25 protein-coding genes are annotated in these 26,305 nt (G+C 55.2%); 17 read left to right on the top strand and 8 right to left on the bottom strand.

What is annotated here, in order from left to right; all coding sequences use genetic code 11:
- Positions 1-206 precede the first annotated feature (206 nt).
- Together AB6V08_RS19415 and mdtD are read left to right on the top strand one after the other, a co-directional pair.
- On the top strand, positions 207-914 hold the full coding sequence (locus AB6V08_RS19415) for a FadR/GntR family transcriptional regulator (RefSeq protein WP_368544450.1): 708 nt from the start codon (positions 207-209) through the stop codon (positions 912-914).
- Positions 911-2,344 (top strand): multidrug transporter subunit MdtD, encoded by a 1,434-nt coding sequence (mdtD, locus tag AB6V08_RS19410; RefSeq protein WP_368544449.1) that lies wholly within the window; start codon positions 911-913, stop codon positions 2,342-2,344. Before AB6V08_RS19415 ends, mdtD begins: the two co-directional genes overlap by 4 nt.
- Here the strand turns inward: mdtD and rbsR are convergent.
- The 7 genes from rbsR to kup all read right to left on the bottom strand — a co-directional run bounded on the left by rbsR (position 2,310) and on the right by kup (position 10,248).
- Positions 2,310-3,302 carry a ribose operon transcriptional repressor RbsR gene (rbsR, locus tag AB6V08_RS19405; RefSeq protein ID WP_368544448.1) on the bottom strand — a complete coding sequence of 331 codons (993 nt, stop codon included), beginning with the start codon at positions 3,300-3,302 and terminating at the stop codon, positions 2,310-2,312. The genes mdtD and rbsR overlap by 35 nt on opposite strands.
- Positions 3,303-3,305: 3 nt before the next feature.
- The gene (gene rbsK, locus AB6V08_RS19400) at positions 3,306-4,235 is read right to left on the bottom strand and encodes a ribokinase (protein WP_368544446.1); all 930 of its coding nucleotides are present in this window, start codon (positions 4,233-4,235) and stop codon (positions 3,306-3,308) included.
- 108 nt (positions 4,236-4,343) lie between these two features.
- Positions 4,344-5,234: a ribose ABC transporter substrate-binding protein RbsB gene (gene rbsB, locus AB6V08_RS19395; protein ID WP_003862397.1), complete on the bottom strand. Its 891-nt coding sequence runs from the start codon at positions 5,232-5,234 to the stop codon at positions 4,344-4,346.
- Positions 5,235-5,261: 27 nt separating this feature from the next.
- Positions 5,262-6,227 carry a ribose ABC transporter permease gene (rbsC, locus tag AB6V08_RS19390; protein ID WP_006808742.1) on the bottom strand — a complete coding sequence of 322 codons (966 nt, stop codon included), beginning with the start codon at positions 6,225-6,227 and terminating at the stop codon, positions 5,262-5,264.
- 4 nt (positions 6,228-6,231) lie between these two features.
- A complete protein-coding gene (gene rbsA / locus AB6V08_RS19385; RefSeq protein WP_368544453.1) occupies positions 6,232-7,737 on the bottom strand; it encodes a ribose ABC transporter ATP-binding protein RbsA in 1,506 nt (501 codons plus the stop codon).
- A gap of 7 nt (positions 7,738-7,744) precedes the next feature.
- Positions 7,745-8,164 (bottom strand): D-ribose pyranase, encoded by a 420-nt coding sequence (rbsD, locus tag AB6V08_RS19380; RefSeq protein WP_368544445.1) that lies wholly within the window; start codon positions 8,162-8,164, stop codon positions 7,745-7,747.
- Between the two features lie 215 nt (positions 8,165-8,379).
- Entirely contained in the window at positions 8,380-10,248 is a 1,869-nt protein-coding gene (kup, locus tag AB6V08_RS19375; protein WP_368544444.1) for a low affinity potassium transporter Kup, read from the bottom strand.
- A gap of 222 nt (positions 10,249-10,470) precedes the next feature.
- Between kup and ravA the strand changes: the two genes are divergently transcribed.
- Positions 10,471-11,967 carry an ATPase RavA gene (gene ravA / locus AB6V08_RS19370; protein ID WP_368544443.1) on the top strand — a complete coding sequence of 499 codons (1,497 nt, stop codon included), beginning with the start codon at positions 10,471-10,473 and terminating at the stop codon, positions 11,965-11,967.
- On the top strand, positions 11,961-13,412 hold the full coding sequence (gene viaA, locus AB6V08_RS19365) for an ATPase RavA stimulator ViaA (protein ID WP_368544441.1): 1,452 nt from the start codon (positions 11,961-11,963) through the stop codon (positions 13,410-13,412). The genes ravA and viaA overlap by 7 nt, the downstream gene beginning before the upstream one ends.
- Here viaA and asnA read toward each other — a convergent pair whose 3' ends face one another.
- The gene (gene asnA / locus AB6V08_RS19360) at positions 13,413-14,405 is read right to left on the bottom strand and encodes an aspartate--ammonia ligase (protein ID WP_368544439.1); all 993 of its coding nucleotides are present in this window, start codon (positions 14,403-14,405) and stop codon (positions 13,413-13,415) included.
- 151 nt (positions 14,406-14,556) lie between these two features.
- Here asnA and asnC point away from each other — a divergent pair, with 151 nt between their 5' ends.
- From asnC to AB6V08_RS19295, 13 genes are all read left to right on the top strand, one after another.
- Complete coding sequence (gene asnC, locus AB6V08_RS19355; RefSeq protein ID WP_003862383.1) at positions 14,557-15,015, top strand: transcriptional regulator AsnC; 459 nt, start codon at positions 14,557-14,559, stop codon at positions 15,013-15,015.
- A 90-nt stretch (positions 15,016-15,105) separates the two neighbouring features.
- On the top strand, positions 15,106-15,555 hold the full coding sequence (mioC, locus tag AB6V08_RS19350; protein WP_368544437.1) for an FMN-binding protein MioC: 450 nt from the start codon (positions 15,106-15,108) through the stop codon (positions 15,553-15,555).
- 374 nt (positions 15,556-15,929) lie between these two features.
- On the top strand, positions 15,930-17,819 hold the full coding sequence (gene mnmG / locus AB6V08_RS19345) for a tRNA uridine-5-carboxymethylaminomethyl(34) synthesis enzyme MnmG (protein ID WP_368544435.1): 1,890 nt from the start codon (positions 15,930-15,932) through the stop codon (positions 17,817-17,819).
- A gap of 108 nt (positions 17,820-17,927) precedes the next feature.
- The gene (rsmG, locus tag AB6V08_RS19340; RefSeq protein WP_368544433.1) at positions 17,928-18,551 is read left to right on the top strand and encodes a 16S rRNA (guanine(527)-N(7))-methyltransferase RsmG; all 624 of its coding nucleotides are present in this window, start codon (positions 17,928-17,930) and stop codon (positions 18,549-18,551) included.
- A 616-nt stretch (positions 18,552-19,167) separates the two neighbouring features.
- The gene (gene atpI / locus AB6V08_RS19335; RefSeq protein WP_008500194.1) at positions 19,168-19,548 is read left to right on the top strand and encodes a F0F1 ATP synthase subunit I; all 381 of its coding nucleotides are present in this window, start codon (positions 19,168-19,170) and stop codon (positions 19,546-19,548) included.
- An 8-nt stretch (positions 19,549-19,556) separates the two neighbouring features.
- Positions 19,557-20,372: a F0F1 ATP synthase subunit A gene (gene atpB, locus AB6V08_RS19330; RefSeq protein WP_006177554.1), complete on the top strand. Its 816-nt coding sequence runs from the start codon at positions 19,557-19,559 to the stop codon at positions 20,370-20,372.
- Positions 20,373-20,421: 49 nt separating this feature from the next.
- Positions 20,422-20,661 carry a F0F1 ATP synthase subunit C gene (gene atpE / locus AB6V08_RS19325; protein WP_000429386.1) on the top strand — a complete coding sequence of 80 codons (240 nt, stop codon included), beginning with the start codon at positions 20,422-20,424 and terminating at the stop codon, positions 20,659-20,661.
- 48 nt (positions 20,662-20,709) lie between these two features.
- Positions 20,710-21,180, top strand: coding sequence for a F0F1 ATP synthase subunit B (gene atpF / locus AB6V08_RS19320; RefSeq protein ID WP_014072436.1), 471 nt, complete (start codon positions 20,710-20,712; stop codon positions 21,178-21,180).
- A 14-nt stretch (positions 21,181-21,194) separates the two neighbouring features.
- Entirely contained in the window at positions 21,195-21,728 is a 534-nt protein-coding gene (gene atpH, locus AB6V08_RS19315) for a F0F1 ATP synthase subunit delta (RefSeq protein WP_234673741.1), read from the top strand.
- A gap of 12 nt (positions 21,729-21,740) precedes the next feature.
- Positions 21,741-23,282 carry a F0F1 ATP synthase subunit alpha gene (gene atpA, locus AB6V08_RS19310; RefSeq protein WP_234673740.1) on the top strand — a complete coding sequence of 514 codons (1,542 nt, stop codon included), beginning with the start codon at positions 21,741-21,743 and terminating at the stop codon, positions 23,280-23,282.
- A gap of 51 nt (positions 23,283-23,333) precedes the next feature.
- The gene (gene atpG / locus AB6V08_RS19305; RefSeq protein ID WP_368544430.1) at positions 23,334-24,197 is read left to right on the top strand and encodes a F0F1 ATP synthase subunit gamma; all 864 of its coding nucleotides are present in this window, start codon (positions 23,334-23,336) and stop codon (positions 24,195-24,197) included.
- 31 nt (positions 24,198-24,228) lie between these two features.
- On the top strand, positions 24,229-25,611 hold the full coding sequence (gene atpD, locus AB6V08_RS19300) for a F0F1 ATP synthase subunit beta (protein WP_006177559.1): 1,383 nt from the start codon (positions 24,229-24,231) through the stop codon (positions 25,609-25,611).
- A 20-nt stretch (positions 25,612-25,631) separates the two neighbouring features.
- Positions 25,632-26,051, top strand: coding sequence for a F0F1 ATP synthase subunit epsilon (locus AB6V08_RS19295; RefSeq protein WP_368544429.1), 420 nt, complete (start codon positions 25,632-25,634; stop codon positions 26,049-26,051).
- Positions 26,052-26,305 lie beyond the last annotated feature (254 nt).

Here is a 26,305-nt window from a genome sequence, read left to right as displayed (position 1 = left end):
AAGCCGTTGTTCCGTGTCAGTGGAGGCGCATTATAGGGAGTTCTTCGGCGGTGACAAGAGGAAATTTGAAAAAACTTTCTGACCGTGTTTTTTTTCACCAAAACCCGCTTCATCAAGCTATAAATTGTTCTATTTGATGTATTTGCAGCCACAATCACACTTCAGATGGCATACTTACCCGCATGAACAATTAAGGAAAAAGAGCGATGCCCTTAAGCGCACAACAGCTGGCAGCACAGAAAAACCTCTCTTATGTGCTGGCAGAAAAGCTGGCTCAGCTGATCTTAGCGGGTAAATATGTCCCTGGCTGCATCCTGCCGGGCGAAATGGAACTGGGTGAGCAGTTTGGCGTTAGCCGTACCGCCGTTCGTGAAGCGGTAAAAACATTAACGGCAAAAGGCATGGTGTTGCCGCGTCCGCGTATTGGCACGCGCGTTATGCCGCAAAGTAACTGGAACTTCCTCGACCAGGAGCTGCTCTCCTGGTGGATGACCGAAGATAACTTCCATCAGGTCGTCGACCATTTTCTGGTGATGCGCAGCAGTCTTGAACCTCAGGCCTGCTTACTCGCTGCCACGCTCGGCAGCGCAGAGCAGAAAGCCGAACTGAATACCCTGATGGACGAGATGGTGTACCTGAAGAAGCACTTCAACCGTGAACGCTGGGTTGAAGTGGATATGGCATGGCATGAACACATCTATATGATGAGTGGCAATCCGTTCCTGACCTCTTTTGCTTCCCTCTTCCATTCGGTTTATCACACCTACTTTACCTCCATTACCCAGAACGAAGTGGTGAAGCTGGATCTGCACCAGGCCATTGTCGATGCCATCCAGGACAGCGACGGGCATCGCGCCCTTACCGCATGTCAGGCATTGCTGGCAGCCCCAAACCACCAGCAGGTAGATAAATGAAAGAGAAAAAAGCTCGCAGCATGGCCGGACTGCCGTGGATTGCGGCGATGGCTTTCTTTATGCAGGCACTGGATGCCACCATCCTTAACACCGCGCTTCCCGCTATCGCGCAAAGCCTCAACCGCTCCCCGCTGGCGATGCAGTCCGCCATTATCAGCTATACCCTGACGGTCGCCATGCTGATCCCGGTCAGCGGCTGGCTGGCCGACCGCTTCGGCACGCGTAAAATCTTCATGCTGGCGGTCAGCCTGTTTACGCTCGGCTCTCTGGCCTGCGCCCTTTCGACCTCGTTATCCGAGCTGGTTGTCTTCCGCGTCCTTCAGGGGATCGGCGGGGCGATGATGATGCCCGTCGCGCGCCTGGCACTGCTACGTGCCTATCCGCGCAGCGAGCTGCTGCCGGTGCTGAACTTTGTGACCATGCCGGGGCTGGTCGGGCCGATATTAGGGCCGGTGCTCGGCGGGGTGCTGGTGACCTGGGCGAGCTGGCACTGGATTTTCCTGATTAACATTCCGATTGGCGTTGCCGGCCTGATTTACGCCCGCAAATACATGCCGAACTTCACCACGCCTAAACGCAGCTTCGACATGGGCGGCTTTTTCCTGTTTGGCCTGAGCCTGGTGCTGTTCTCCAGCGGCATGGAGTTGTTTGGCGAGAAAATCGTGGCGACGTGGCTGGCTCTGTCCGTCATCCTGAGCGGGATTGTGCTTTTCCTTCTTTATATACGTCACGCGCGCCGCCATTCGACACCGCTGATCTCGCTATCCCTCTTTAATACCCGCACCTTCTCGGTTGGGGTGGCAGGGAATATAGCTTCCCGCCTGGGAACGGGCTGCGTTCCATTCCTGATGCCGCTGATGCTGCAGGTGGGGTTTGGGTATCCGGCGCTGATCGCGGGCTGCATGATGGCGCCGACGGCGATGGGCTCGATTCTGGCGAAATCGACCGTGACGCAGGTGCTGCGCTGGTTTGGGTATCGTAAAACGCTGGTAGGGGTGACGGTCTTTATCGGCCTGATGATTGCGCAGTTCTCGTTGCAAACCGCGGCGCTGCCGGTGTGGATGCTGATCCTGCCGCTGTTTGTGCTGGGCATGGCGATGTCGACCCAGTTCACCTCAATGAACACTATCACCCTTGCGGATCTGACCGATGAGAATGCCAGCAGCGGGAATAGCGTGCTGGCGGTTACGCAGCAGCTGTCGATTAGCCTCGGCGTTGCGGTCAGCGCGGCGGTGTTGCGCTTTTATGAAGGATTCGACAGCGCCAATACCGTCGAGCAGTTCCACTATACCTTTATTACGATGGGTGCCCTGACCGTGGTTTCCGCGCTTGTCTTTATGCTGTTAAAGCCGAAAGACGGCCGAAACCTGATTAAAGAGCGCCATAAGACAAAAGCTAAACCGACCCCCGCTCCATCAGAACAGGAGTAAGCTGCAAACGCTGCTGCTGCAGCGCGGGCTGCGCCATACGGTGGATTAGAACATCAATGGCCAGCTCGCCCAGCTCATCTTTCGGCTGATGGATGGTGGTGAGCGGCGGCGTCATGTAGCGCGCCAGCTCGATATCATCGTAGCCAATCACCGCCATATCGCGCGGCACGCTCAAGCCAGCCTGATACAGTGCCTGGTAAGCACCAAACGCCATCGCATCATTTCCAATAAAGACCGCCTGAGGGCGTTGCGCCTGCGCCAGCAGCGTTTGCATCGCCTCATAGCCGCCGTTAAATTCAAAGTCCCCGGTAATGCGGTAGCCGTCCGGAATGGCGAGCCCGGCTCGCGACATGGCGGACAGATAGCCTTCAAGACGCAGGCGCGCCGGGGTTTTATCCAGCGGACCGGTGATGCAGGCGATGCGCGTATAGCCTTTGTCGATAAGGTGCTGAGTCGCCATATCGCCCCCCAGCAGCGAGTTGTCCTGAATCAGGTCGCTGGTGCCGTCGAACGGCGCCCAGTCCATCATCACCGTGGGAATAGAAGGGTAGCGCTGGATTATCTCTTTCGACGGCTGATGGGTTTCGGTGCACAGGAGCAGCAGGCCGTCGACGCGTTTTTGCATCAGCGTTTCGAGGTTGCGGTTCATGCGCTGCTCGTCGCCTTCGGTGTTACACAGCACCAGGCTGTAGCCGCGCTCGAAGCAGCTGCGCTCTACGCCGCGCACGAGTTCGGAATAAAAAGGGTTGGTACTGGCGGTAATCAGCATCCCGATAGTGCGGGTCTGGTTGAGCTTGAGGCTGCGCGCCAGCGCCGACGGGGCATAGTTGAGATCTTTTACTGCGGCTTCGACCTTTTCCCGTATCGCCTCGCTGACGAAGCGATCTTTATTGATGACGTGGGAAACCGTCGAGGTAGAAACGCCCGCCATGCGGGCGACATCTTTCATCGTGGCCAAGCGTTACCTCTGCTGACTCAGGAATTCATCAATCTCTTTGCGCCACGGAACGGAAGGCTGCGCGCCTTTGCGCGTGACCGCAATGGCAGCGGCAGCATGCGCAAAGCGGATGGCGTCATTCATCGCTTTGCCTTCCAGCAACGCCGTGACCAGCGCACCGTTAAAGGTATCACCCGCCGCAATGGTATCGATCGCTTTCACCTTAAAGCCCGGCACGCGACGGGCTTCGCCGTTAACGCTGGCCCACACGCCCCGGCTGCCGAGGGTGATAATCACGGTGCCGATACCTTTATCGTGCAGCGCGTTTGCCGCACGCGCCGCGTCGTCGTCGTTTTCCACGCGGATGCCCGTCAGCTTTTCGGCTTCGGTTTCGTTCGGGGTAATGATGTCCACCAGCGCCAGCAGCTCGTCTGATAATACACGGGCGGGCGCGGGATTAAGTACGACAGCGGTATGATTTTCATGCGCAATTTTAGCCGCAGCCAGCACGCTTTCTACCGGGGATTCCAGCTGCATCAGCAGCGCTTCTGCGTTCGCAATAATGTCGCGCTGCGCCTCAACGCGATCGGTCGTCAGCGCCGCGTTTGCCCCCGCATGAATACCGATAACATTCTCACCTTCCGCGTTGACGAAAATCAGCGCCACGCCGGTGGATTCCCCGGCCACCACGCTTACCGGCGCAACGTCGATGTTGTCGCTGGCCAGCTGCTTGCGCACGCGTTCACCGGTATCGTCATCGCCGGTACAGGCGATAAACGCGATGTTCGCGCCGCTGCGCCCGGCCGCGACGGCCTGGTTTGCGCCTTTACCGCCGAACGCCACCTGGTATTGATTACCCGTGACGGTTTCGCCCGGTGCCGGGAAAGATTCAAGGTTAAGAATGTGATCGGCATTGATACTGCCAAGGACGACGAGGTTGCCTGCGGTTTTCATCTATTGAGGTGTCCATCTGAGAGCGCCACCGGGGTTAACCGGTGGCGTATGCCACACTTTTCTTTGTATGTTGTCCATCAGGCCGCCAGTGACGGCCCGAATCGCATATTACTGCTTAATGACCAGCTTCAGGTCAACGGGATATTTGGCCTGAACCTTTTCGCCTTTCAGCACTTTGTCAGCAGTCTGAACACCTGTAGCACCAATCTGCTCAGGCAGCTGAGCAATGGTCGCAGCCAGTTTGCCATCATTTACTGCTTTTTCACCATCCGGAGTGCCGTCAAATCCGACAACCATCACATCAGATTTACCTGCGGTTTGCAGAGCGCGCAGCGCACCGAGCGCCATTTCGTCGTTCTGCGCAAAGACGGCCTGCACGTCAGGGTGGGCGGTCAGCAGGTTCTGCATGACGTTCAGACCTTTAGTACGGTCGAAATCAGCAGGCTGGCTGGCCAGAACGTTAAACTTGTGCGCCGCAACAGCCTGCTGGAAGCCTTCGCCACGCTCGCGCGCCGCAGATGTCCCTGCAATACCCTGCAGTTCGATAACTTTCGCGCCTTCACCGGCTTTCTTCGCGATGTAGTCGCCCGCGATTTTGCCGCCCAGCACGTTGTCAGAGGCAATGTGGCTCACCACGTCGCCTTTCGTTGCCTGACGGTCGAGGGTGATGACCGGGATCTTCGCCTGGTTTGCCATCTTCACGGCGTTGCCGACCGCATCAGAATCGGTTGGGTTGATCAGCAGGATTTTGGTGCCGCGAACGGTTAAGTCCTGCACGTTAGCCAGCTCTTTCGCCGGGTTGTTCTGAGAGTCCAGCACCACCAGGTTGTAGCCCAGCTTGTCGGCTTCTTTCTGCGCGCCGTCCTTCAGAGAAACGAAGAACGGGTTGTTCAGGGTGGAGACAACCAGCGCGATGGTGTCTTTCGCCATTGCGTTAGCACTTACGGTTGCGCTCAGCGCGACAGCAGAAACCAGGGTAGCCAGTTTTTTCATGTTCATATCTAAGATGTCCTGTAGTGTCGTCAGTTACTGTTTTTTGTTGTCTACCAGTACCGCCAGCAAAATCACCACCGCTTTAACGATCATCTGGTAATAGGAGGAAACACCTAACAAATTCAAACCATTATTCAGGAAACCGAGGATCAGTGCGCCGATCAATGTCCCAACAATGCGACCTTTGCCGCCCGCCAGACTCGTCCCACCCAGCACCACCGCCGCAATGGCGTCCAGCTCATAACCCGTCCCCGCCGTTGGCTGTGCGGAAGAAAGACGCGCCACCTCAATGATGCCCGCCAGCGACGCCAGCAGACCGCACAGGGAATAGACAATAATTTTGACTTTATTCACGCTGATACCGGAAAGGCGCGTTGCCGCTTCGTTACCGCCCAGCGCGTAGATATAACGACCCAGACGGGTGTGGTGCAGCATGTACCACGCGGCCAGGAAGACGATAGCCATGATCCACACCGGCGTTGGGACACCCAGCGGGCGACCAATCCCGAACCAGCCAAACAGATCGGCGTTATCGGTAAAGCCGGTATTCACCGGGCTGCCGTTGGTGTAGACCATCGTCACGCCGCGCAGCAGCAGCATCATCACCAGCGTGGCGATAAACGCCTGCACGCGGCCTTTCGCCACAATCACCCCGGTCACGGCACCGATTGCCGCACCCGCAGCCAGAGCAGCTGCAACGGCCACCAGCGCGTTGACTTCGATTCCGACAATCGAAGCGGCAATCGCACCGGTGAGCGCCAGCAGGGAACCGACGGACAGATCGATACCCGAAGTCAAAATCACCAGCGTCATCCCGACCGCCATAATGGCGTTAACGGACGTCTGCTGCAGAATGTTGAACAGGTTATTTACGGTAAAAAAGTTCGGACTCATGGTCGAGACAATCGCGATCAGCACCAGCAGGGCAATCAGTGATTTTTGTTCCATCAGCCATGCTTTAGTGAAATAGCGGCGACCAGAAACAGCCTGGGTAGTCATCTTCTTACTCCTGATTCACGCGATTAAGCTTGCCCACAGCGGCAGCCATCAGAACTTCCTGGGTGGCCTGCTCGCGAGTGAATTCACCGCCGAGATGCCCTTCATGCATGACGATAATGCGATCGCTCATGCCTAATACTTCTGGCATCTCGGAAGAGACCAGAATGATGCTCAGGCCGTCGGCCTTGAACTGGTTGATCAGCTGGTAGATCTCTTTCTTCGCGCCCACGTCCACGCCGCGGGTTGGCTCATCGAGGATCAGCACTTTCGGGCGCGTCATCAGCCCGCGCGCAATCGCCACTTTTTGCTGATTACCGCCGGACAACAGGCCGATAGCTTGCTCCATCGACGGGGTTTTGACGTTGAAGAGACGAATGAAATCGCTGACCGCCTGCTGCTCATCTTTGTGCTTGAGGGTGCCGCCGCTGTGGCTGAAATAGCGCAGCGCGGTGAGGGACATGTTCTCTTTCACCGACATGCCGAGCACCAGGCCGTCGCGCTTGCGGTCTTCGGAGATATAAACGATGCCGTTTGCCAGGCCGTCCTGCGGCGAGCGGGTGACCACCTCATGCCCGTCGAGGGTGACGTAACCGCTGGTGCGCGGCAGTGCGCCGTAGAGCACTTTCATCAGCTCGGTGCGGCCTGCGCCCATCAGACCCGCCACGCCAAGAATTTCGCCCTGACGCAGGGTAAAGGAGACATTGTCCACGCCCGGCCCGCAGAGGTTGTCCACCTTGAGGCGAACGTCGCCCGGCGCTTTATCCAGATGCGGATACTGGTCTTCGAGCTTGCGTCCCACCATCATTTCGATGAGCGTATCTTCGGTCAGCGTCGCTACTTCGCGCTCGGCAATAAACTGCCCGTCGCGGAAGACGGTGACGTCATCGCAGATTTCGAAGATCTCTTTCATGCGGTGAGAGATATAGACTATTCCGCGCCCCTGGGCTTTGAGCTCGCGGATCACGCGGAATAGTGAGTCGGTTTCGGTGTCGGTGAGGGCATCGGTCGGCTCATCCATAATGATGACCTTCGACTCGAAGCTCAGCACCTTCGCGATTTCCACCATCTGCTGATCGCCAATGGAGAGGTCGCCCACCAGACGGTCGCTTTTGAAGCGCAGGTTCAGCTTCGCCAGCAGTTTGTCGGATTCGGCGTACATCGTCTTCCAGTCGATTTTGCCAAACCGGTTAACGAACTCGCGGCCGAGGAAGATGTTTTCCGCGATGGTGAGCTGTGGGATCAGGTTCAGCTCCTGGTGGATGATGCCGATCCCCGCTTCCTGGGACGATTTTGGCCCGTTGAAGGTGGTCTCTTTACCCAGCCACAGCAGTGAACCCGCATCGCGTTGATAGATGCCGGTCAGCACTTTCATCATGGTGGATTTGCCGGCGCCGTTTTCGCCCACCAGCGCCATCACGCGCCCGGAGTAAACGTTCAGCGCCGCGCCGGAGAGGGCTTTTACGCCCGGGAAGGATTTATCGATCCCTTTGAGTTGCAGTAATGCGTCCATGATGGCCTCAGAAGGTGACGCCAGCACAGAGAATAATATTCGCATACGGGGAACACTCCCCGCTGCGAATCACCGCCTGACTGTCTGCGGTTTGTTGTTTGAAGTTTTCGTGCGTTGTGTAACGAATTTCAATGGTGTTTCCCTGGTGTTGCTGCAGTTGCTCAATATGGCTGAGCAACGTTTCGTGGAGTTGCGGATTATGTTGTTTGATTTCCGCCGCGAGAATGGCTGTCTCAACCTGCATCTCTGCCGTCACCACCTCCAGTACCTGCATAAACGAAGGAACGCCCTGCGTTAACGCCATATCAATACGGGTTGTGCTGCGCGGAACCGGTAAGCCTGCATCGCAAACCACCAGCGTATCGGTATGCCCCAGACGGGAGATAACCGATGAGATTTCTGAATTGAGTACCGTGCCTTTCTTCATTTCTTCGCTCCACTAGCGAAACGTTTCGCTGAGTTGAGTTTAATCTCAAGAACGGTTAGAAAACCATCATGACGTAACAGAATTGTGATCGGCTTCGAAACGTTTCGCTAAGTGAAATATTCAGAGGGGAAATTGCCCGGCGGCGCTTCGCTTGCGCGGGCCTGCAGGCTGAGTAGGCCGGGTAGCGAAGCGCCACCCGGCATTTTCAGAAGGACTTAAATCTCGACCTGCGTACCCAGCTCAATCACGCGGTTAGGCGGGATCTCGAACTGGTCAGGCGCGCGCAGGGCGTTGCGCTGCAGGATCAGGTACAGCTTGCCGCGCAGGCGCAGATACCACGGTCGTTTGCCGATGATCAGCGATTCATGCGACATAAAGAACGACGTTTCCATCATGCGGCAGCTTAGTCCTTCCAGACCGCAGCGGTGGAACACCTCCTCCACGTTTGGCGTTTCGCGCCAGCCGTAGCTCGCCACCACGCGCCAGAAGGTCGGCGACAGCTGTTCAATCTGCACACGACGTACGTTGTGAACGTAAGGCGCGTCTTCGGTACGCAGGGTCAGCAGGATCACGCGCTCGTGCAGCACCTTGTTGTGCTTGAGGTTATGCATCAGCGCAAACGGAATGACGTTCAGCGCGCGCGACATATACACCGCGGTGCCCGGCACGCGTACCGGCGGGGATTTCTCCAGCGACGCGATCATCGCCTCCAGAGAGTTCCCGTGCTCGTGCATACGGCGCAGCAGGCGGAAGCGTTCGCTCTTCCAGGTGGTCATCACGATGAACATCACCAGGCCCAGCGTCAGCGGCAGCCAGCCGCCAGAGACAATCTTGTCGAGGTTTGCGGAGAACAGCGGAATATCGATGCACAGGAAGCCCACCAGAATCATCCCCACGAGGAACTTGTTCCAGTGCCAGTTACGGTACGCCACGGTCGTAGACAGGATAGAGGTCAGCACCATCGTCCCGGTTACCGCAATCCCGTAGGCCGCCGCCAGGTTGCTCGAATGCTCGAAGCTGACGATGACAATCACCACCGCAAAGTAGAGCAGCCAGTTAATGAACGGAATGTAGATCTGCCCGGATTCCATTTCGGACGTGTGAATGATGCGCATTGGCGAGAGATACCCCAGGCGCACGGCCTGACGCGTCAGGGAGAACACGCCGGAAATTACCGCCTGAGAAGCGATAACGGTCGCCAGGGTTGCCAGGATCAGCATCGGCACCAGCGCCCAGTCGGGGGCCAGCAGGAAGAACGGGTTTTTAATCGCTTCCGGGTGTTTCAGCAGCAGCGCGCCCTGGCCGAAGTAGTTCAGCACCAGCGACGGCAGCACCACTAAAAACCAGGCCACGCGGATCGGCAGCTTACCGAAGTGCCCCATATCCGCATACAGGGCTTCAACGCCGGTGATAGACAGCACCACCGCGCCCAGCGCCACGAAGGACACGACTTTGTATTCCACGAAGAAATGCACCGCCCAGTAAGGGTTCAGGGCATGCAACACGTCGGGGTTGGCAATAATGCTGCGCAGACCGAGCGCCGCCAGGATCAGGAACCAGGCCAGCATAATGGGCGCGAACAGTTTGCCCACCAGCCCCGTGCCGTGTTTTTGAATCACAAACAGCAGCGTCAGAACGATGATGGCCAGCGGGACGACCCACGTATCAAGCTGCGGCGCGATGATTTCAAGCCCCTCGATTGCCGAGAGCACCGAAATCGCCGGGGTGATCACCACCTCGCCATAGAAGAAGCTGCCGCCAATCAGCCCGATGATCACCAGTACCGAGGTCATTCTGGCGGACGTATTGCGCCCGGCAAGCGACATCAGCGTCAGGATCCCGCCCTCGCCTGCGTTATCGGCACGCATAACAAAGGAGAGATATTTAACCGAAACCACCAGGATCAGCAGCCAGAAGATGAGGGACAAAAAACCAAACACGGCTTCACGTTCAACCCCAAAACCAAACTGACCGGACAGACATTCACGAAGCGTATAAAGTGGGCTGGTACCAATATCACCGTAGACAACCCCGATCGCCGCAAGCGTTATTGCGGGTAATGATTGCTTATTATCAGTGCTCATAGACTAGTCTTTTCGTTTGTATAACAAATGTGTGCTTAGTCCCTTGGCCCACAAAAAGCGCACAGTATGCACGATTCGTTGCAAAATCGTACCCCTAAATGCTAACGCGTTAATGTAGCGCAAAGAAAATAGCGCCGCACTTCAGTCTATTACCAGCCCTGACTGAAACGTCTATACTCGCTTCAATTGGCCGCCACGACGGCGAAAGGATGCAAAACTATTATGGCTCACTCACATTTATTAGCAGAAAGAATTTCCCGCCTCAGCAGCGCGCTGGAGAAAGGCCTTTTCGAGCGTAGCCACGCCATTCGCCTCTGTTTACTGGCGGCGTTAAGCGGTGAAAGCGTATTTTTGCTCGGCCCACCGGGGATAGCCAAAAGCCTGATTGCCCGCAGACTGAAGTTCGCGTTTCAGAATGCGCGCGCCTTTGAATACCTGATGACCCGCTTCTCCACGCCGGAGGAAGTTTTTGGCCCGCTCTCAATTCAGGCCTTAAAAGATGAAGGGCGCTATCAGCGTCTGACGGACGGATACCTGCCGGAAGCCGAAATCGTGTTTCTTGATGAGATCTGGAAAGCCGGTCCGGCCATTCTGAACACCCTGCTGACGGCAATAAACGAACGCCGGTTCCGCAACGGCGCCAGCGAAGAGAAAATCCCGATGCGCCTGCTGGTGGCCGCTTCTAACGAACTGCCCGAGGCGGACAACAGCCTCGAAGCGCTGTACGACCGTATGCTGATCCGCCTGTGGCTGGACAAGGTGCAGGATAAGTCGAACTTCCGCTCCATGCTGGTGAGCCAGCAGGACGAAAACGAAAATCCGGTCCCGGCGTCGCTGCAGGTGTCGGATGAGGAGTATCACCAGTGGCAGCAGGATATCGGCAAGATAAAACTCCCGGACGCCGTGTTTGAGCTGATCTTCATGCTGCGCCAGCAGCTTGACGTGCAGCCGTCTGCGCCGTATGTCTCCGATCGTCGCTGGAAAAAGGCGATCCGCCTGCTGCAGGCCAGCGCCCTGTTCAGCGGCCGCGACGCGGTGGCGCCCATCGATCTAATCCTGCTGAAAGATTGCCTGTGGCACGACGCCGAAGGCATGAACCTGATGCAGCAGCAGCTTGAAATATTGATGACCGGGCACGCGTGGGGGCAGCAGTCGATGCTCAACCAGCTCGGCGCCATCACCCAGCGCCGCCTTCAGCTCCAGCAGCAGCAAAGCGATAAAACGGCGCTCAAAGTCACCCGTCTTGGCGGCATGTTTGCCCGTAAGCCGCACTATGAGCTGCCCGCGGATTTGACCGACTCCACGCTCACCCTGCTGCTGCAACAGCCGCTTAAGCTGCACGATATGCAGGTGGTGCACATCACCCTCGAGCGCGAGGCGCTGTCGCAGTGGCTCGACAAGGGCGGCGATATTCGCGGCAAGCTTAACGGCATCGGCTTTGCGCAGGTGCTGAATATGGAAGTGGATACCAGCCAGCATCTGGTTATTCGTGATATCAGCCTCCAGGGCTCCCGGCTGGCGCTACCGGGTACGGCGGCGGACAGCGTGCCGGAAGAGATCAAACAGCAGCTCGAAGCGCTCGATACCGAATGGCACCAGCAGCACACCCGCTTCAGCGAGCAGCAAAAATGCCTCTTTATACATAGCGACTGGCTGGGTCGTATCGAAGCCAGCCTGCAGGACGTTAGCGCGCAGATCAAACAGGCGCGTCAATGCTAACGCTGGACACGCTCAACGTAATGCTGGCGGTCAGCGAGGAGGGATTGATCGAGGAGGTCGTCATTACCCTGCTGGCGTCCCCTCAGCTGGCGGCCTTCTTTGAAAAATTCCCAAAGCTTAAAAAAGCCATGACGGACGACCTGCCGCGCTGGCGGGATAACCTGCGCAGGCGGCTGAAGGAGACCGAAGTTCCCCCGGAACTCACCGAGGAGGTAGGCTGCTATCAGCAGTGCCAGCGGCTTTCCACGCCGCAGTTCATTGTGCAGCTCCCGCAAACCCTTACCCTGCTCGACAAAGTCCACTCCCCGTTTGCCAGCCAGGCCCGGGCGCTGGTCACGGAAAACGCCACCTTCACGCCCGCCCTGCACACGCTCTTTTTGCAGCGCTGGCGGCTGAGCCTGGTGGTGCAGGCCACCACGCTTAACCAGCAGCTTCTGGAAGAGGAGCGGGAGCAGCTCCTGAGTGAAGTTCAGGAGCGCATGACCCTGAGCGGCCAGCTGGAGCAGGTGCTGGTGGAAAATGAAAACGCCGCCGGTCGCCTGTGGGATATGAGCGCCGGACAGCTGCGGCGCGGGGATTATCAGCTGATCGTCAAATACGGCGATTTTCTGACGCAGCAGCCTGAGCTTATGCAGCTTGCCGAGCAGCTGGGCCGCTCCCGGGAGGCGAAATCGGTGCCGAAGAAAGACGCGCCGATGGAAACCTTCCGCACGCTGGTGCGCGAGCCCGCTACCGTGCCGGAGCAGGTCGACGGATTGCAGCAGAGCGATGACATTTTGCGCCTGCTGCCCACCGAGCTCAGCACGCTGGGGCTGACCGAGCTGGAGTATGAGTTTTACCGTCGGCTGGTGGAAAAGCAGCTCCTGACCTACCGCCTGCACGGCGAGGCATGGCATGAAAAAATCAGCCAGCGTCCGGTGGTGCATCAGGATTTTGACGAACAGCCGCGCGGGCCGTTTATCGTCTGCGTGGATACGTCCGGATCGATGGGCGGCTTTAATGAACAGTGCGCGAAGGCATTTTGCCTGGCGCTGATGCGCGTGGCGCTCGCCGACCGACGCCGCTGCTTTATTATGCTGTTTTCCAGCGAGGTGGTCGGCTACGAGCTGACCGGGCAGCAGGGCATTGAGCAGGCTATCCGCTTCCTCAGCCAGCGCTTTCGCGGCGGCACGGATATGGCGAGCTGCTTTCGCGCCATTATCGAACGTATGCAGGGTGGAGACTGGTATGACGCCGACGCGGTGGTGATCTCGGACTTTATCGCCCAGCGGCTGCCGGATGACGTGGTGAATAAGGTGAAAACCCTACAGCGGGATCATCAGCACCGTTTTCACGCGGTGGCGATGTCCGCAAATGGAAAACCCGGCATCATGCGCATCTTCGATCACATCTGGCGCTTCGATACCGGGTTGCGTAGCCGCCTGCTCAGACGCTGGCGGCGTTAATTAAAGAAGAGAACCGACGCTTTCACGAACCTGGTGCGGCCATACGCCACACTGTACCTGGCCGATATGCGACAGCTGCAGCAGCAGCATAGTCAAACGAGACTGGCCAATACCGCCGCCAATCGTCTGCGGCATTTCACCGCGCAGCAGCGCCTGGTGCCACTCCAGCTGCAGGCGATCTTCATCGCCGGTCACGGAGAGCTGGCGCTTCAGGGCGTCGGCATCCACGCGGATCCCCATGGAAGAGAGCTCAAAAGCGTCTTCCAGAATGGGGTTCCAGACCAGAATATCGCCGTTTAGGCCCGCAAATTCGCCTTCGCCCGCGGTGCTCCAGTCATCGTAATCCGGCGCTCGCACGTCGTGGCGTTTGCCGTCGGATAGCTTGCCGCCGATCCCCATCAGGAAGACCGCGCCCAGCTCTTTGGCGATGGCACGTTCACGACCTTTGGCGTCCAGATCCGGGAAGCGGCTCAATAATTCCTGGCTGTGAACAAAGTGGATCGTTTCTGGCAGGAACGGTGCCAGACCGAACTCTTTGCTGACTGCGGCTTCGGTTGCTTTGATCCCGGCGTAGATCGCTTCGACGGTGGATTTCAGCGTACCGATATGGCGCTCGCCATCGCCCATTACGCGCTCCCAGTCCCACTGGTCGACGTATACCGAGTGAATCGGCGTCAGGCGGTCTTCATCGGGGCGAAGGGCTTTCATGTGCGTGTAGAGCCCTTCGCCCGCGCTGAAGTCGTGTTGTCCCAGGGTTTGACGCTTCCACTTCGCGAGTGAATGAACCACTTCGAACTGGGCGTCTGGCAGTGTTTTCACTTTCACCTGTACCGCTTTTTCGCAGCCAGACAAGTTATCCTGCGTCCCGTCACCCACGCGGCTTAAGATTGGCGCCTGCACTTCAATCAGGCCGAGCTTCTCTTCCAGCTGGCGGGAAAAATGGGATTTAACGAAACTGATCTGGCGTTGTTTTGCAATGTAAGCGGTTTTCATTATTTATACTCCTGCGTCCTGTTGGTGATGATTAAGCAACAGAAACGGCACTCAATTCAATAATCCAACAACAAAAAGCCAGCTTCACTTTTGATTCATTAATTTAACGCGCTAAAATAGAGTGATTCATTAATCTTCATAAGAAAAAGCTATGGAAAATTATCAGATCGATAATCTGGACCGCGGCATCCTTGAGGCGCTGATGGCCAATGCGCGTACCGCTTACGCAGAGCTGGCGAAACAGTTCGGCGTCAGCCCGGGGACTATTCACGTTCGCGTAGAGAAGATGAAGCAGGCGGGGATCATCACCGGCGCGCGTATTGACGTCAGCCCGAAGCAGCTCGGCTATGACGTCTGCTGCTTTATCGGCATTATTCTCAAGAGCGCCAAAGACTACCCCTCGGCGCTGGAAAAGCTCAACGCCCTCGATGAAGTGACCGAGGCGTACTACACCACCGGGCACTACAGCATCTTTATAAAGGTGATGTGCCGATCCATTGATGCGCTCCAGCAGGTACTTATCAACAAGATCCAAACAATCGATGAAATTCAGTCCACCGAGACGTTGATCTCTCTGCAAAACCCGATCATGCGTACCATCCGCCCGTGATCGGGCAATTTCATTCCCACATTTTCCACAGGTAGATCCCAGCTCGTTCACAGCGTACAATGGCCGCCTCTTAACATGAGCGAGCGATCAATGGCGGACATTACTCTTATCAGCGGCAGCACCCTGGGCGGCGCGGAATACGTTGCAGAACATCTGGCCGAAAAGCTGGAAGATGCCGGTTTTTCCACGGAAACCCTGCACGGGCCGTTACTGGAAGATCTCTCCACCAGCGGGATCTGGCTGCTGATCACCTCTACTCATGGTGCGGGCGATATCCCGGACAACCTGCAACCTTTATATGACGAACTGCAGGAGCAGCAGCCTGACCTGTCGAACGTGCGTTTCGGGGCCGTCGGTATTGGCAGCCGCGAATATGACACCTTCTGCGGAGCCGTAGAGAAAGTTGAAGCGGCGCTGACCTCCTGCAAAGCGAAACAGATCGGCGAAACGCTGAAGATCAACATCCTCGAACACGACATTCCGGAAGATCCAGCAGAGGTTTGGCTGGAAGAATGGAAAAATTTACTCAAAAATGATTAAAGATCGTGCGATCAGATGTGGATAACTCTGGTTAAAAGCTCGTATTAAGCCGTAGTTATCCAAAGAACAACTCGGGTGTCGTTTTTGGCCTGTGTATAAAGTCGCGATCTGATCCCAGCTTATACTGTCCAGGATCACCGATCATTCACAGCAAACGATCCTTTCTAACTGCATGATCTTCTTTATGAGATCGGACTTACCCACAGGCACAGTCGATCCTAATAAGAGATCACAATAGAACAGATCTCTAAATAAAAAGATCTTCTTTTTAATAGCCCAGGATCCCAATGCTTTCTCGAAAGACTAAAGTTGAGTAGAATCCACGGCCCGGGCTTCAATCCATTTTCATACCGCTTTACGCGAGGCAGACCACCATGTTTTATCAGGATCCTTTTGACGTCATTATCATTGGCGGGGGTCACGCAGGCACTGAGGCCGCAATGGCCGCTGCGCGCATGGGTCAACAGACCCTGCTTTTGACACACAATATCGACACGCTGGGACAAATGTCCTGTAATCCGGCGATTGGCGGCATTGGGAAAGGACACCTGGTAAAAGAAGTGGATGCACTTGGCGGCCTGATGGCGAAAGCGATCGATCAAGCAGGCATTCAGTTTAGGATACTAAACGCGAGTAAAGGCCCCGCCGTCCGCGCCACCCGTGCGCAGGCTGACCGCGTGCTTTACCGCCAGGCCGTGCGCACCGCGCTGGAGAACCAGCCGAATCTGATGATCTTCCAGCAGGCGGTGGAAGATCTTATCGTTGAGAACGATCGCGTTGTCGGCGCTGTGACCCAGATGGGCCTCAAATTCCGCGCGAAAGCGGTTGTGCTGACCGTCGGGACCTTCCTGGATGGCAAGATCCACATCGGTCTGGATAACTATAGCGGTGGCCGTGCCGGCGATCCGCCTTCCATTCCGCTTTCGCGTCGTTTACGTGAACTGCCGCTGCGCGTCAGCCGCCTGAAAACCGGTACGCCTCCGCGTATCGACGCCCGCACCATTGATTTCAGCGTGCTGGCGCAACAGCATGGCGATAACCCAATGCCGGTGTTCTCGTTCATGGGCAATGCGGCGCAGCATCCGCAGCAGGTGCCGTGCTACATCACGCACACCAACGAGAAAACCCATGATGTGATCCGTAATAACCTCGACCGCAGCCCGATGTACGCAGGCGTGATCGAAGGGATCGGCCCACGCTATTGCCCGTCGATCGAAGACAAAGTGATGCGCTTTGCCGATCGTAACCAGCACCAGATCTTCCTGGAGCCGGAAGGGCTGACGTCCAACGAAATTTACCCGAACGGCATCTCCACCAGCCTGCCGTTCGATGTGCAGATGCAAATTGTTCGCTCAATGCAGGGCATGGAAAACGCCAAAATCGTGCGTCCAGGCTACGCTATTGAGTACGATTTCTTCGACCCGCGCGATCTGAAGCCAACGCTGGAAAGCAAATTTATCCAGGGTCTGTTCTTCGCGGGCCAGATTAACGGCACCACCGGCTACGAAGAAGCCGCCGCGCAGGGTCTGCTGGCCGGTCTTAACGCCGCGCGCTTCTCTGCCGAGAAAGAGGGCTGGGCGCCAGGTCGTTCTCAGGCTTACCTGGGCGTGCTGGTGGACGATCTCTGCACGCTGGGCACCAAAGAGCCGTACCGCATGTTTACCTCCCGTGCGGAATATCGCCTGATGCTGCGCGAAGACAACGCCGATCTGCGCCTGACCGAAATGGGCCGCGAGCTGGGTCTGGTGGATGACGAGCGCTGGGCGCGCTTTAACGAGAAGCTGGAGCGCATCGAGCAGGAACGTCAGCGTCTGAAGACGACCTGGGTTAACCCGCTGACCGAAACCGTAGCCGAAGTGAACGCTAACTTAACGGCGCCACTGTCCCGTGAAGCCAGCGGTGAAGATTTACTGCGTCGCCCGGAAATGACCTACGACAATCTGGTGAAACTGACGCCGTTCGCACCGGGTCTTGACGACGCGGAAGCGGCGGAGCAGGTTGAAATCCAGGTGAAGTACGAAGGTTATATCGCGCGTCAGCAGGATGAGATTGAAAAACAGCAGCGCAATGAGAACACGCTGCTGCCGGAAATGCTGGACTATCGCCAGGTGACAGGCCTTTCCAACGAAGTGATCGCCAAGCTTAACGATCACAAGCCTGTGTCGATCGGCCAGGCATCCCGCATCTCCGGCGTCACGCCAGCCGCGATCTCAATTCTGCTGGTGTGGCTGAAAAAACAGGGCATGCTGCGCCGCAGCGCGTAATCGCCGTTGTTTTTTGGCGGGTGGCCCTGCGCTGACCCGCCCTGCAATTCCGTAGGCCCGGTAAGCGCTAGCGCCACCGGGCAAATTATTTATCAACAGGTACTCACCGTGCTCAATAAACTCTCTCGTCTGCTGGATGAAGCAGGTATTTCGCTCACCGATCACCAGAAAAATCAGCTGGTGGCCTATGTCGACATGCTGCACAAATGGAACAAAGCGTACAACCTGACCTCCGTACGCGATCCCAACGAGATGCTGGTTCGTCATATCCTGGATAGCATCGTGGTTGCGCCCCATCTGAAAGGCGAGCGCTTTATCGATGTCGGTACTGGCCCGGGCCTGCCAGGCGTGCCTTTGTCGGTTGTTCGCCCTGAAAGCCATTTCACGCTGCTGGACAGCCTCGGCAAACGCGTTCGCTTCCTGCGCCAGGTTCAGCACGAGCTGAAGCTCGAAAACATCACCCCCGTGCAGAGCAGGGTAGAGGAGTTCCCGGCTGAGCCACCGTTTGACGGTGTGATCAGCCGCGCATTCGCCTCACTCAACGACATGGTGAGCTGGTGTAAGCATTTGCCTGCTGAAAACGGTCGTTTTTATGCCCTGAAAGGACAGCTGCCGGGCGAGGAAATCGATCGGCTTCCGGCCGGTTTTGCGGTGGAATCTATTGAGAAATTAAGGATTCCTCAGCTCGATGGTGAACGCCATCTGGTGATTATTAAGCCAAACAATTTTTAAAAATTTAATAAAAAATGTGGAATTTGTGCTGTTCTTAGAGTGTTAAAAAACAGCACAACTCACGCGGATTTACGGTGAGCAATTTAACCATATTTTTACCAGGGATTTTCTTGAGATTAACCTCAAAGGCATGATTACTCTGAACGATAGTCAACTCTGAAAATATCAGTCTGCTAAAAGTGGAAAGTCGCAATAAGATTCAAATGTTAAATATTTATTAAGAATGTCAATAAAAGGTTTTTGTTGTATACAGGGCTGTTTTGAAAATAGTTGCACTAATTTGTCTTTAATATCATCAAGATGAAATAAACCTATTTACGGCTTTGATAAATACAACCTTATCGTAAATGTGTATTTTGTGATCTCGTGCACGCTTTATCGTCAACGTTTTCGCGCTGTTTGCAGTTTCGCTGGAAGGTCGACGGTTTCATGAAAAGTTAAAAAATAGCGGTGGGGAAAAATATTTAAACATTTATTCACCTTTTCGCTACTTAATGTTTGAAATCACGGGTACGCACCGTATAATTTGTCCGCTTTTTGATGCTTGACTCTGAGCCTTAAAGGACGTTTTATACGACACGCGACATACCTCGAAGGGAGCAGGAGTAAAAACGTGATGTCTGTGTCGCTCTTGAGTAGAAACGTTGCTCGTAAGCTTCTGTTCATTCAGTTTCTGGCTGTGATAGCAAGTGGACTGCTGTTTAGCCTCAAAGACCCCTTCTGGGGCATCTCCGCCGTTTGCGGAGGTTTGGCGGTTGTGCTGCCAAACGTGTTGTTTATGATTTTTGCCTGGCGTCATCAGGCGCATACACCCGCCAAAGGCCGCGTGGCCTGGTCCTTCGCTCTCGGCGAAGTGTGTAAGGTGTTGCTGACCTTTGCTCTACTGGTGATGGCGCTGGCGGTTTTGAAAGTGGTATTCATGCCGCTGATAGCAACGTGGGTTTTGGTGCTGGTGGTACAAGTTCTGGCTCCAGCTGTAATCAACAACAAAGGGTAAAAGGCATCATGGCTTCAGAAAATATGACGCCGCAGGATTACATAGGTCACCATCTGAATAACCTTCAGCTGGACCTGCGTACATTCTCGCTGGTGGATCCGCACAACCCCCCGGCCACCTTCTGGACAATCAACATTGACTCCATGTTTTTCTCGGTGGTTTTGGGTCTGCTGTTCCTGGCCATGTTCCGCGGTGTTGCTAAAAGAGCGACCAGCGGCGTTCCAGGGAAATTCCAGACCTTCGTCGAAATGATCATCGGCTTCGTACATGGCAGCGTTAAAGACATGTACCACGGCAAGAGCAAGCTGATTGCTCCGCTGGCGCTGACGGTATTCGTCTGGGTCTTCCTGATGAACCTGATGGACCTTCTGCCTATCGATTTCCTGCCGTGGATTGGCGAACATGTCCTCGGTCTGCCAGCGCTGCGCGTGGTTCCGTCTGCTGACGTGAACATCACCCTGTCGATGGCGCTGGGCGTATTTATCCTGATTCTTTTCTACAGCATCAAAATGAAAGGCGTAAGCGGCTTTGTGAAAGAGCTTACCTTGCAGCCGTTCAACCACTGGGCGTTTATTCCGGTCAACCTGATCCTGGAAGGCGTTAGCCTGCTGTCCAAACCTGTTTCACTGGGTCTGCGACTGTTCGGCAACATGTATGCGGGTGAGCTGATTTTCATTCTGATCGCGGGTCTTCTGCCGTGGTGGTCACAGTGGATTCTTAATGTGCCATGGGCCATTTTCCACATCCTGATCATTACGCTGCAAGCCTTTATCTTCATGGTTCTGACGATCGTCTATCTGTCGATGGCGTCTGAAGAGCACTGATTTTTTACCAACACTACTACGTTTTAATTGAAACAAACTGGAGACTGTCATGGAAAACCTGAATATGGATCTGCTGTACATGGCTGCCGCTGTGATGATGGGTCTGGCGGCTATCGGTGCTGCGATCGGTATCGGCATCCTCGGGGGTAAATTCCTGGAAGGCGCAGCGCGTCAACCGGATCTGATTCCTCTGCTGCGTACTCAGTTCTTTATCGTTATGGGTCTGGTGGATGCAATCCCAATGATCGCTGTAGGTCTGGGTCTGTACGTGATGTTTGCTGTCGCGTAGTAGTTGTTTTAAAACCCTAAGCCACAGAAATTTAAGAGGTATTGTGCTGTGAACATGAACGCAACAATCCTCGGCCAGGCCATCGCGTTTATTCTCTTTGTCTGGTTCTGCATGAAGTATGTATGGCCGCCTTTAATGGCTGCCATCGAAAAACGTCAGAAAGAAATCGCTGACGGTTTGGCTTCCGCAGAACGCGCTAAGAAAGATTTGGACCTTGCACAGGCCAACGCGACAGACCAGCTGAAAAAAGCCAAAGCGGAAGCTCAGGTAATCATTGAACAGGCTAACAAACGCCGTTCTCAGATCCTGGACGAAGCCAAAGCTGAAGCAGAACAGGAACGTACTAAGATCGTGACACAAGCTCAGGCAGAAATTGACGCCGAGCGTAAACGTGCCCGTGAAGAACTGCGTAAGCAGGTTGCGATTCTGGCTGTTGCTGGCGCCGAGAAGATCATCGAACGTTCCGTGGATGAAGCTGCTAACAGCGACATCGTGGACAAACTTGTCGCTGAACTGTAAGGAGGGAGGGGCTGATGTCTGAATTTGTTACGGTAGCTCGCCCCTACGCCAAAGCAGCTTTTGACTTTGCTGTCGAACACCAAAATGTCGATCGCTGGCAGAACATGCTGGCGTTTGCCGCTGAGGTGACGAAAAACGAACAAATGGCTGAGTTGCTGTCCGGTGCATTAGCGCCTGATACCCTCGCCGCGTCGTTCATCGCCGTGTGCGGAGAGCAACTGGATGCCAATGGTCAGAACCTGATTAAGGTGATGGCTGAAAACGGTCGTCTGCGTGTGCTCCCGGATGTTCTCGAGCAGTTTGAGCACTTACGTGCCCTCAGTGAAGCCACCGCAGAAGTTGAAGTGACTTCCGCGACCGAACTGAGTGAAGAACAGCTTGCGAAAATCACCGCCGCGATGGAGAAACGTCTGTCACGCAAAGTTAAGCTGAATTGCAAAATCGATAAGTCTGTAATGGCAGGCGTAATCATCCGTGCGGGTGATATGGTCATTGATGGTAGCGTACGCGGCCGTCTTGAACGCCTTGCAGACGTCTTGCAGTCTTAAGGGGACTGGAGCATGCAACTGAATTCCACCGAAATCAGCGAACTGATCAAGCAGCGCATTGCTCAGTTCAATGTGGTGAGCGAAGCTCACAACGAAGGTACTATTGTTTCTGTAAGTGACGGTGTTATCCGCATCCACGGCTTGGCCGATTGTATGCAGGGTGAGATGATTTCCCTGCCGGGTAACCGTTACGCTATCGCACTGAACCTGGAGCGCGACTCTGTAGGTGCAGTTGTGATGGGTCCATACGCTGACCTCGCCGAAGGCATGAAGGTTAAGTGTACTGGCCGTATTCTGGAAGTGCCGGTTGGCCGTGGCCTGCTGGGCCGCGTAGTTAACACCCTGGGTGCGCCAATCGACGGTAAAGGTCCGGTTGAGCACGATGGCTTCTCTCCAATCGAAGTTATCGCACCGGGCGTTATCGACCGTCAGTCCGTTGATCAGCCTGTTCAGACGGGTTATAAGTCCGTTGATGCCATGATCCCAATCGGTCGTGGTCAGCGTGAACTGATCATCGGTGACCGTCAGACCGGTAAAACCGCAATGGCGATCGACGCCATCATCAACCAGCGCGACTCCGGCATCAAATGCGTGTACGTGGCTATCGGCCAGAAAGCGTCCACCATTTCCAACGTGGTTCGTAAACTGGAAGAGCACGGCGCACTGGCTAACACCATCGTTGTGGTTGCGACGGCGTCTGAATCTGCTGCACTGCAATACCTGGCACCGTATGCCGGTTGCGCAATGGGCGAATACTTCCGTGACCGCGGTGAAGATGCGCTGATCGTATACGATGACCTGTCTAAACAGGCTGTTGCTTACCGTCAGGTTTCCCTGCTGCTCCGTCGTCCACCTGGACGTGAAGCATTCCCGGGCGACGTATTCTACCTCCACTCTCGTCTGCTGGAGCGTGCTTCCCGCGTTAACGCGGAATACGTCGAGAACTTCACCAAAGGTGAAGTGAAAGGTAAAACCGGTTCTCTGACCGCTCTGCCGATCATTGAAACCCAGGCGGGTGACGTTTCTGCGTTCGTTCCGACCAACGTAATCTCCATTACCGATGGTCAGATCTTCCTGGAAACCAACCTGTTTAACTCCGGTATTCGTCCGGCAGTTAACCCGGGTATCTCCGTATCCCGTGTTGGTGGTGCAGCTCAGACCAAGATCATCAAGAAACTGTCCGGTGGTATCCGTACCGCACTGGCACAGTATCGTGAACTGGCAGCGTTCTCTCAGTTCGCTTCCGATCTGGACGAAGCAACCCGTAAACAGCTGAGCCACGGTCAGAAAGTGACCGAGCTGCTGAAACAGAAACAGTATGCCCCTATGTCTGTTGCACAACAGGGCCTGGTGCTGTTCGCGGCTGAACGCGGTTACCTCGAAGATGTGGAACTGGCGAAAATCGGTAGCTTCGAAGCCGCTCTGCTGGCTTACGTCGACCGTGATCACGCTCCGCTGATGCAAGAGATTAACCAGTCCGGTGGCTACAACGACGAAATCGAAGGCAAGCTGAAAGCTATCCTCGATTCCTTCAAAGCAACCCAGTCCTGGTAATCGTCCGGCGGCTTGTCTCAGGACAGGCCGTCTGGCATTGAGGAGAAGCTCATGGCCGGCGCAAAAGAGATACGTAGTAAGATCGCAAGCGTCCAGAACACGCAGAAGATCACTAAAGCGATGGAGATGGTCGCCGCTTCCAAAATGCGTAAATCGCAGGATCGCATGGCGGCCAGCCGTCCTTATGCAGATACCATGCGCAAAGTGATTGGTCACCTTGCGAACGGTAATCTGGAATATAAGCACCCATACCTGGAAGAACGCGAAGTTAAACGCGTGGGCTACCTGGTGGTGTCGACCGACCGTGGTCTGTGTGGCGGCTTGAACATTAACCTGTTCAAAAAACTGCTGGCGGATATGAAAGGGTGGACCGAGAAAGGCGTTCAGTGCGATATCGCAATGATCGGCTCTAAAGGTGTCTCTTTCTTTAACTCCGTTGGTGGCAATATCGTCGCTCAGGTGACCGGTATGGGTGATAACCCGTCCCTGTCCGAACTGATCGGCCCGGTTAAAGTTATGTTGCAGGCCTACGATGAAGGCCGTCTGGACAGACTGTACGTTGTCAGCAACAAATTTATTAACACCATGTCTCAGGTTCCAACACTCACTCAGATGCTGCCTTTACCGGCTTCAGAAGATGGCGAGTTGAAGCAAAAAACCTGGGATTACCTGTATGAACCCGATCCGAAACCGCTGTTGGATACTCTGCTGCGTCGTTATGTCGAATCTCAGGTTTATCAGGGCGTTGTAGAAAACCTGGCCAGCGAGCAAGCCGCACGTATGGTGGCGATGAAAGCCGCGACCGATAATGGCGGCAGCCTGATTAAAGAGCTGCAGTTGGTCTACAACAAAGCTCGTCAGGCCAGCATTACTCAGGAACTCACCGAGATTGTCTCGGGGGCCGCCGCGGTTTAACCAGGTTTACGAATTACGTAGAGGATTCAAGATGGCTACTGGAAAGATTGTCCAGGTAATCGGCGCCGTGGTGGACGTCGAGTTCCCTCAGGACGCCGTACCACGCGTGTACGACGCGCTTGAGGTACAGAATGGTAACGAGAGCCTGGTGCTGGAAGTTCAGCAGCAGCTCGGCGGCGGTATCGTGCGTACCATCGCCATGGGTTCTTCCGACGGTCTGCGTCGTGGTCTGGAAGTTAAAGACCTAGAGCACCCAATCGAAGTTCCTGTAGGTAAAGCAACACTGGGTCGTATCATGAACGTATTGGGTCAGCCAATCGACATGAAAGGCGACATCGGTGAAGAAGAGCGTTGGGCTATCCACCGCGCGGCACCTTCCTATGAAGAGCTGTCCAGCTCTCAGGAACTGCTGGAAACCGGTATCAAAGTTATCGACCTGATGTGTCCGTTTGCGAAGGGCGGTAAAGTTGGTCTGTTCGGTGGTGCGGGTGTAGGTAAAACCGTAAACATGATGGAGCTGATCCGTAACATCGCGATCGAGCACTCCGGTTATTCCGTGTTTGCGGGCGTGGGTGAGCGTACTCGTGAGGGTAACGACTTCTACCACGAAATGACTGACTCCAACGTTCTGGACAAAGTTTCCCTGGTTTACGGTCAGATGAACGAGCCACCAGGAAACCGTCTGCGCGTTGCGCTGACCGGCCTGACAATGGCTGAGAAGTTCCGTGACGAAGGCCGTGACGTTCTGCTGTTCGTCGATAACATCTACCGTTATACCCTGGCCGGTACAGAAGTATCTGCACTGCTGGGTCGTATGCCTTCTGCGGTAGGTTATCAGCCAACCCTGGCAGAAGAGATGGGTGTTCTTCAGGAACGTATCACCTCTACCAAAACCGGTTCTATCACCTCCGTTCAGGCGGTATACGTACCTGCGGATGACTTGACTGACCCATCTCCAGCAACCACCTTTGCTCACTTGGATGCAACCGTGGTACTGAGCCGTCAGATCGCGTCTCTGGGTATCTACCCGGCCGTTGACCCGCTGGACTCCACCAGCCGTCAGCTGGATCCACTGGTTGTTGGTCAGGAACACTACGACACCGCGCGTGGCGTACAGTCCCTGCTGCAGCGTTACCAGGAACTGAAAGACATCATCGCCATCCTGGGTATGGATGAACTGTCTGAAGAAGACAAACTGGTGGTAGCACGTGCGCGTAAGATCCAGCGCTTCCTGTCCCAGCCGTTCTTCGTAGCAGAAGTATTCACCGGTTCTCCGGGTAAATACGTTTCGCTGAAAGACACCATCCGTGGCTTTAAAGGCATCATGGAAGGCGAATACGATCACCTGCCAGAGCAGGCGTTCTACATGGTTGGTTCCATCGACGAAGCCGTGGAAAAAGCCAAAAAACTTTAACGCCTTAATCGGAGGGTGATATGGCAATGACTTACCACCTGGACGTCGTCAGCGCAGAGCAACAAATGTTCTCTGGTCTGGTCGAGAAAATCCAGGTAACGGGCAGTGAAGGTGAACTGGGTATCTTCCCGGGTCACGCCCCGCTGCTCACCGCCATTAAGCCTGGTATGATCCGCATCGTGAAACAGTTCGGTCACGAAGAGTTTATCTATCTGTCTGGCGGCATTATCGAAGTGCAGCCTGGCAGTGTGACCGTTCTGGCCGATACCGCTATCCGTGGACAGGATCTCGACGAAGCGCGAGCCCTGGAATCGAAGCGTAAGGCTGAAGAGCACATTAGCAGCTCTCATGGTGACGTGGATTACGCTCAGGCGTCTGCGGAGCTGGCCAAAGCTATCGCGAAACTGCGCGTTATCGAGTTGACCAAAAAAGCGATGTAACACCGGCTTGAAAAGCAAAAAGCCAGTCTGGTTTCCAGGCTGGCTTTTTTTATGGCTGCGTTTCAGGAAAAGTGAAACTGAAAAGGTGTTTTATTATTTTGTGATTTTCATCACAAAAATATTGATCGGTTAAAACGTGAGGAGTAGACTTCTTTTTGTGACGAAGGTCACATAATTAACGCCAATAAAATCAGGATACCGCTATGAAACTGATCAACAAAATCATCGCTCTCTTCAGCTCAATGAACGTTTCC

The organism is Enterobacter soli (assembly GCF_964208575.1).
GTDB classification, from domain to species: domain Bacteria; phylum Pseudomonadota; class Gammaproteobacteria; order Enterobacterales; family Enterobacteriaceae; genus Enterobacter; species Enterobacter soli_A.
The sequence above is the reverse complement of the archived record's forward strand: the minus strand, read 5'-3'. Positions and strand labels throughout refer to the sequence as shown.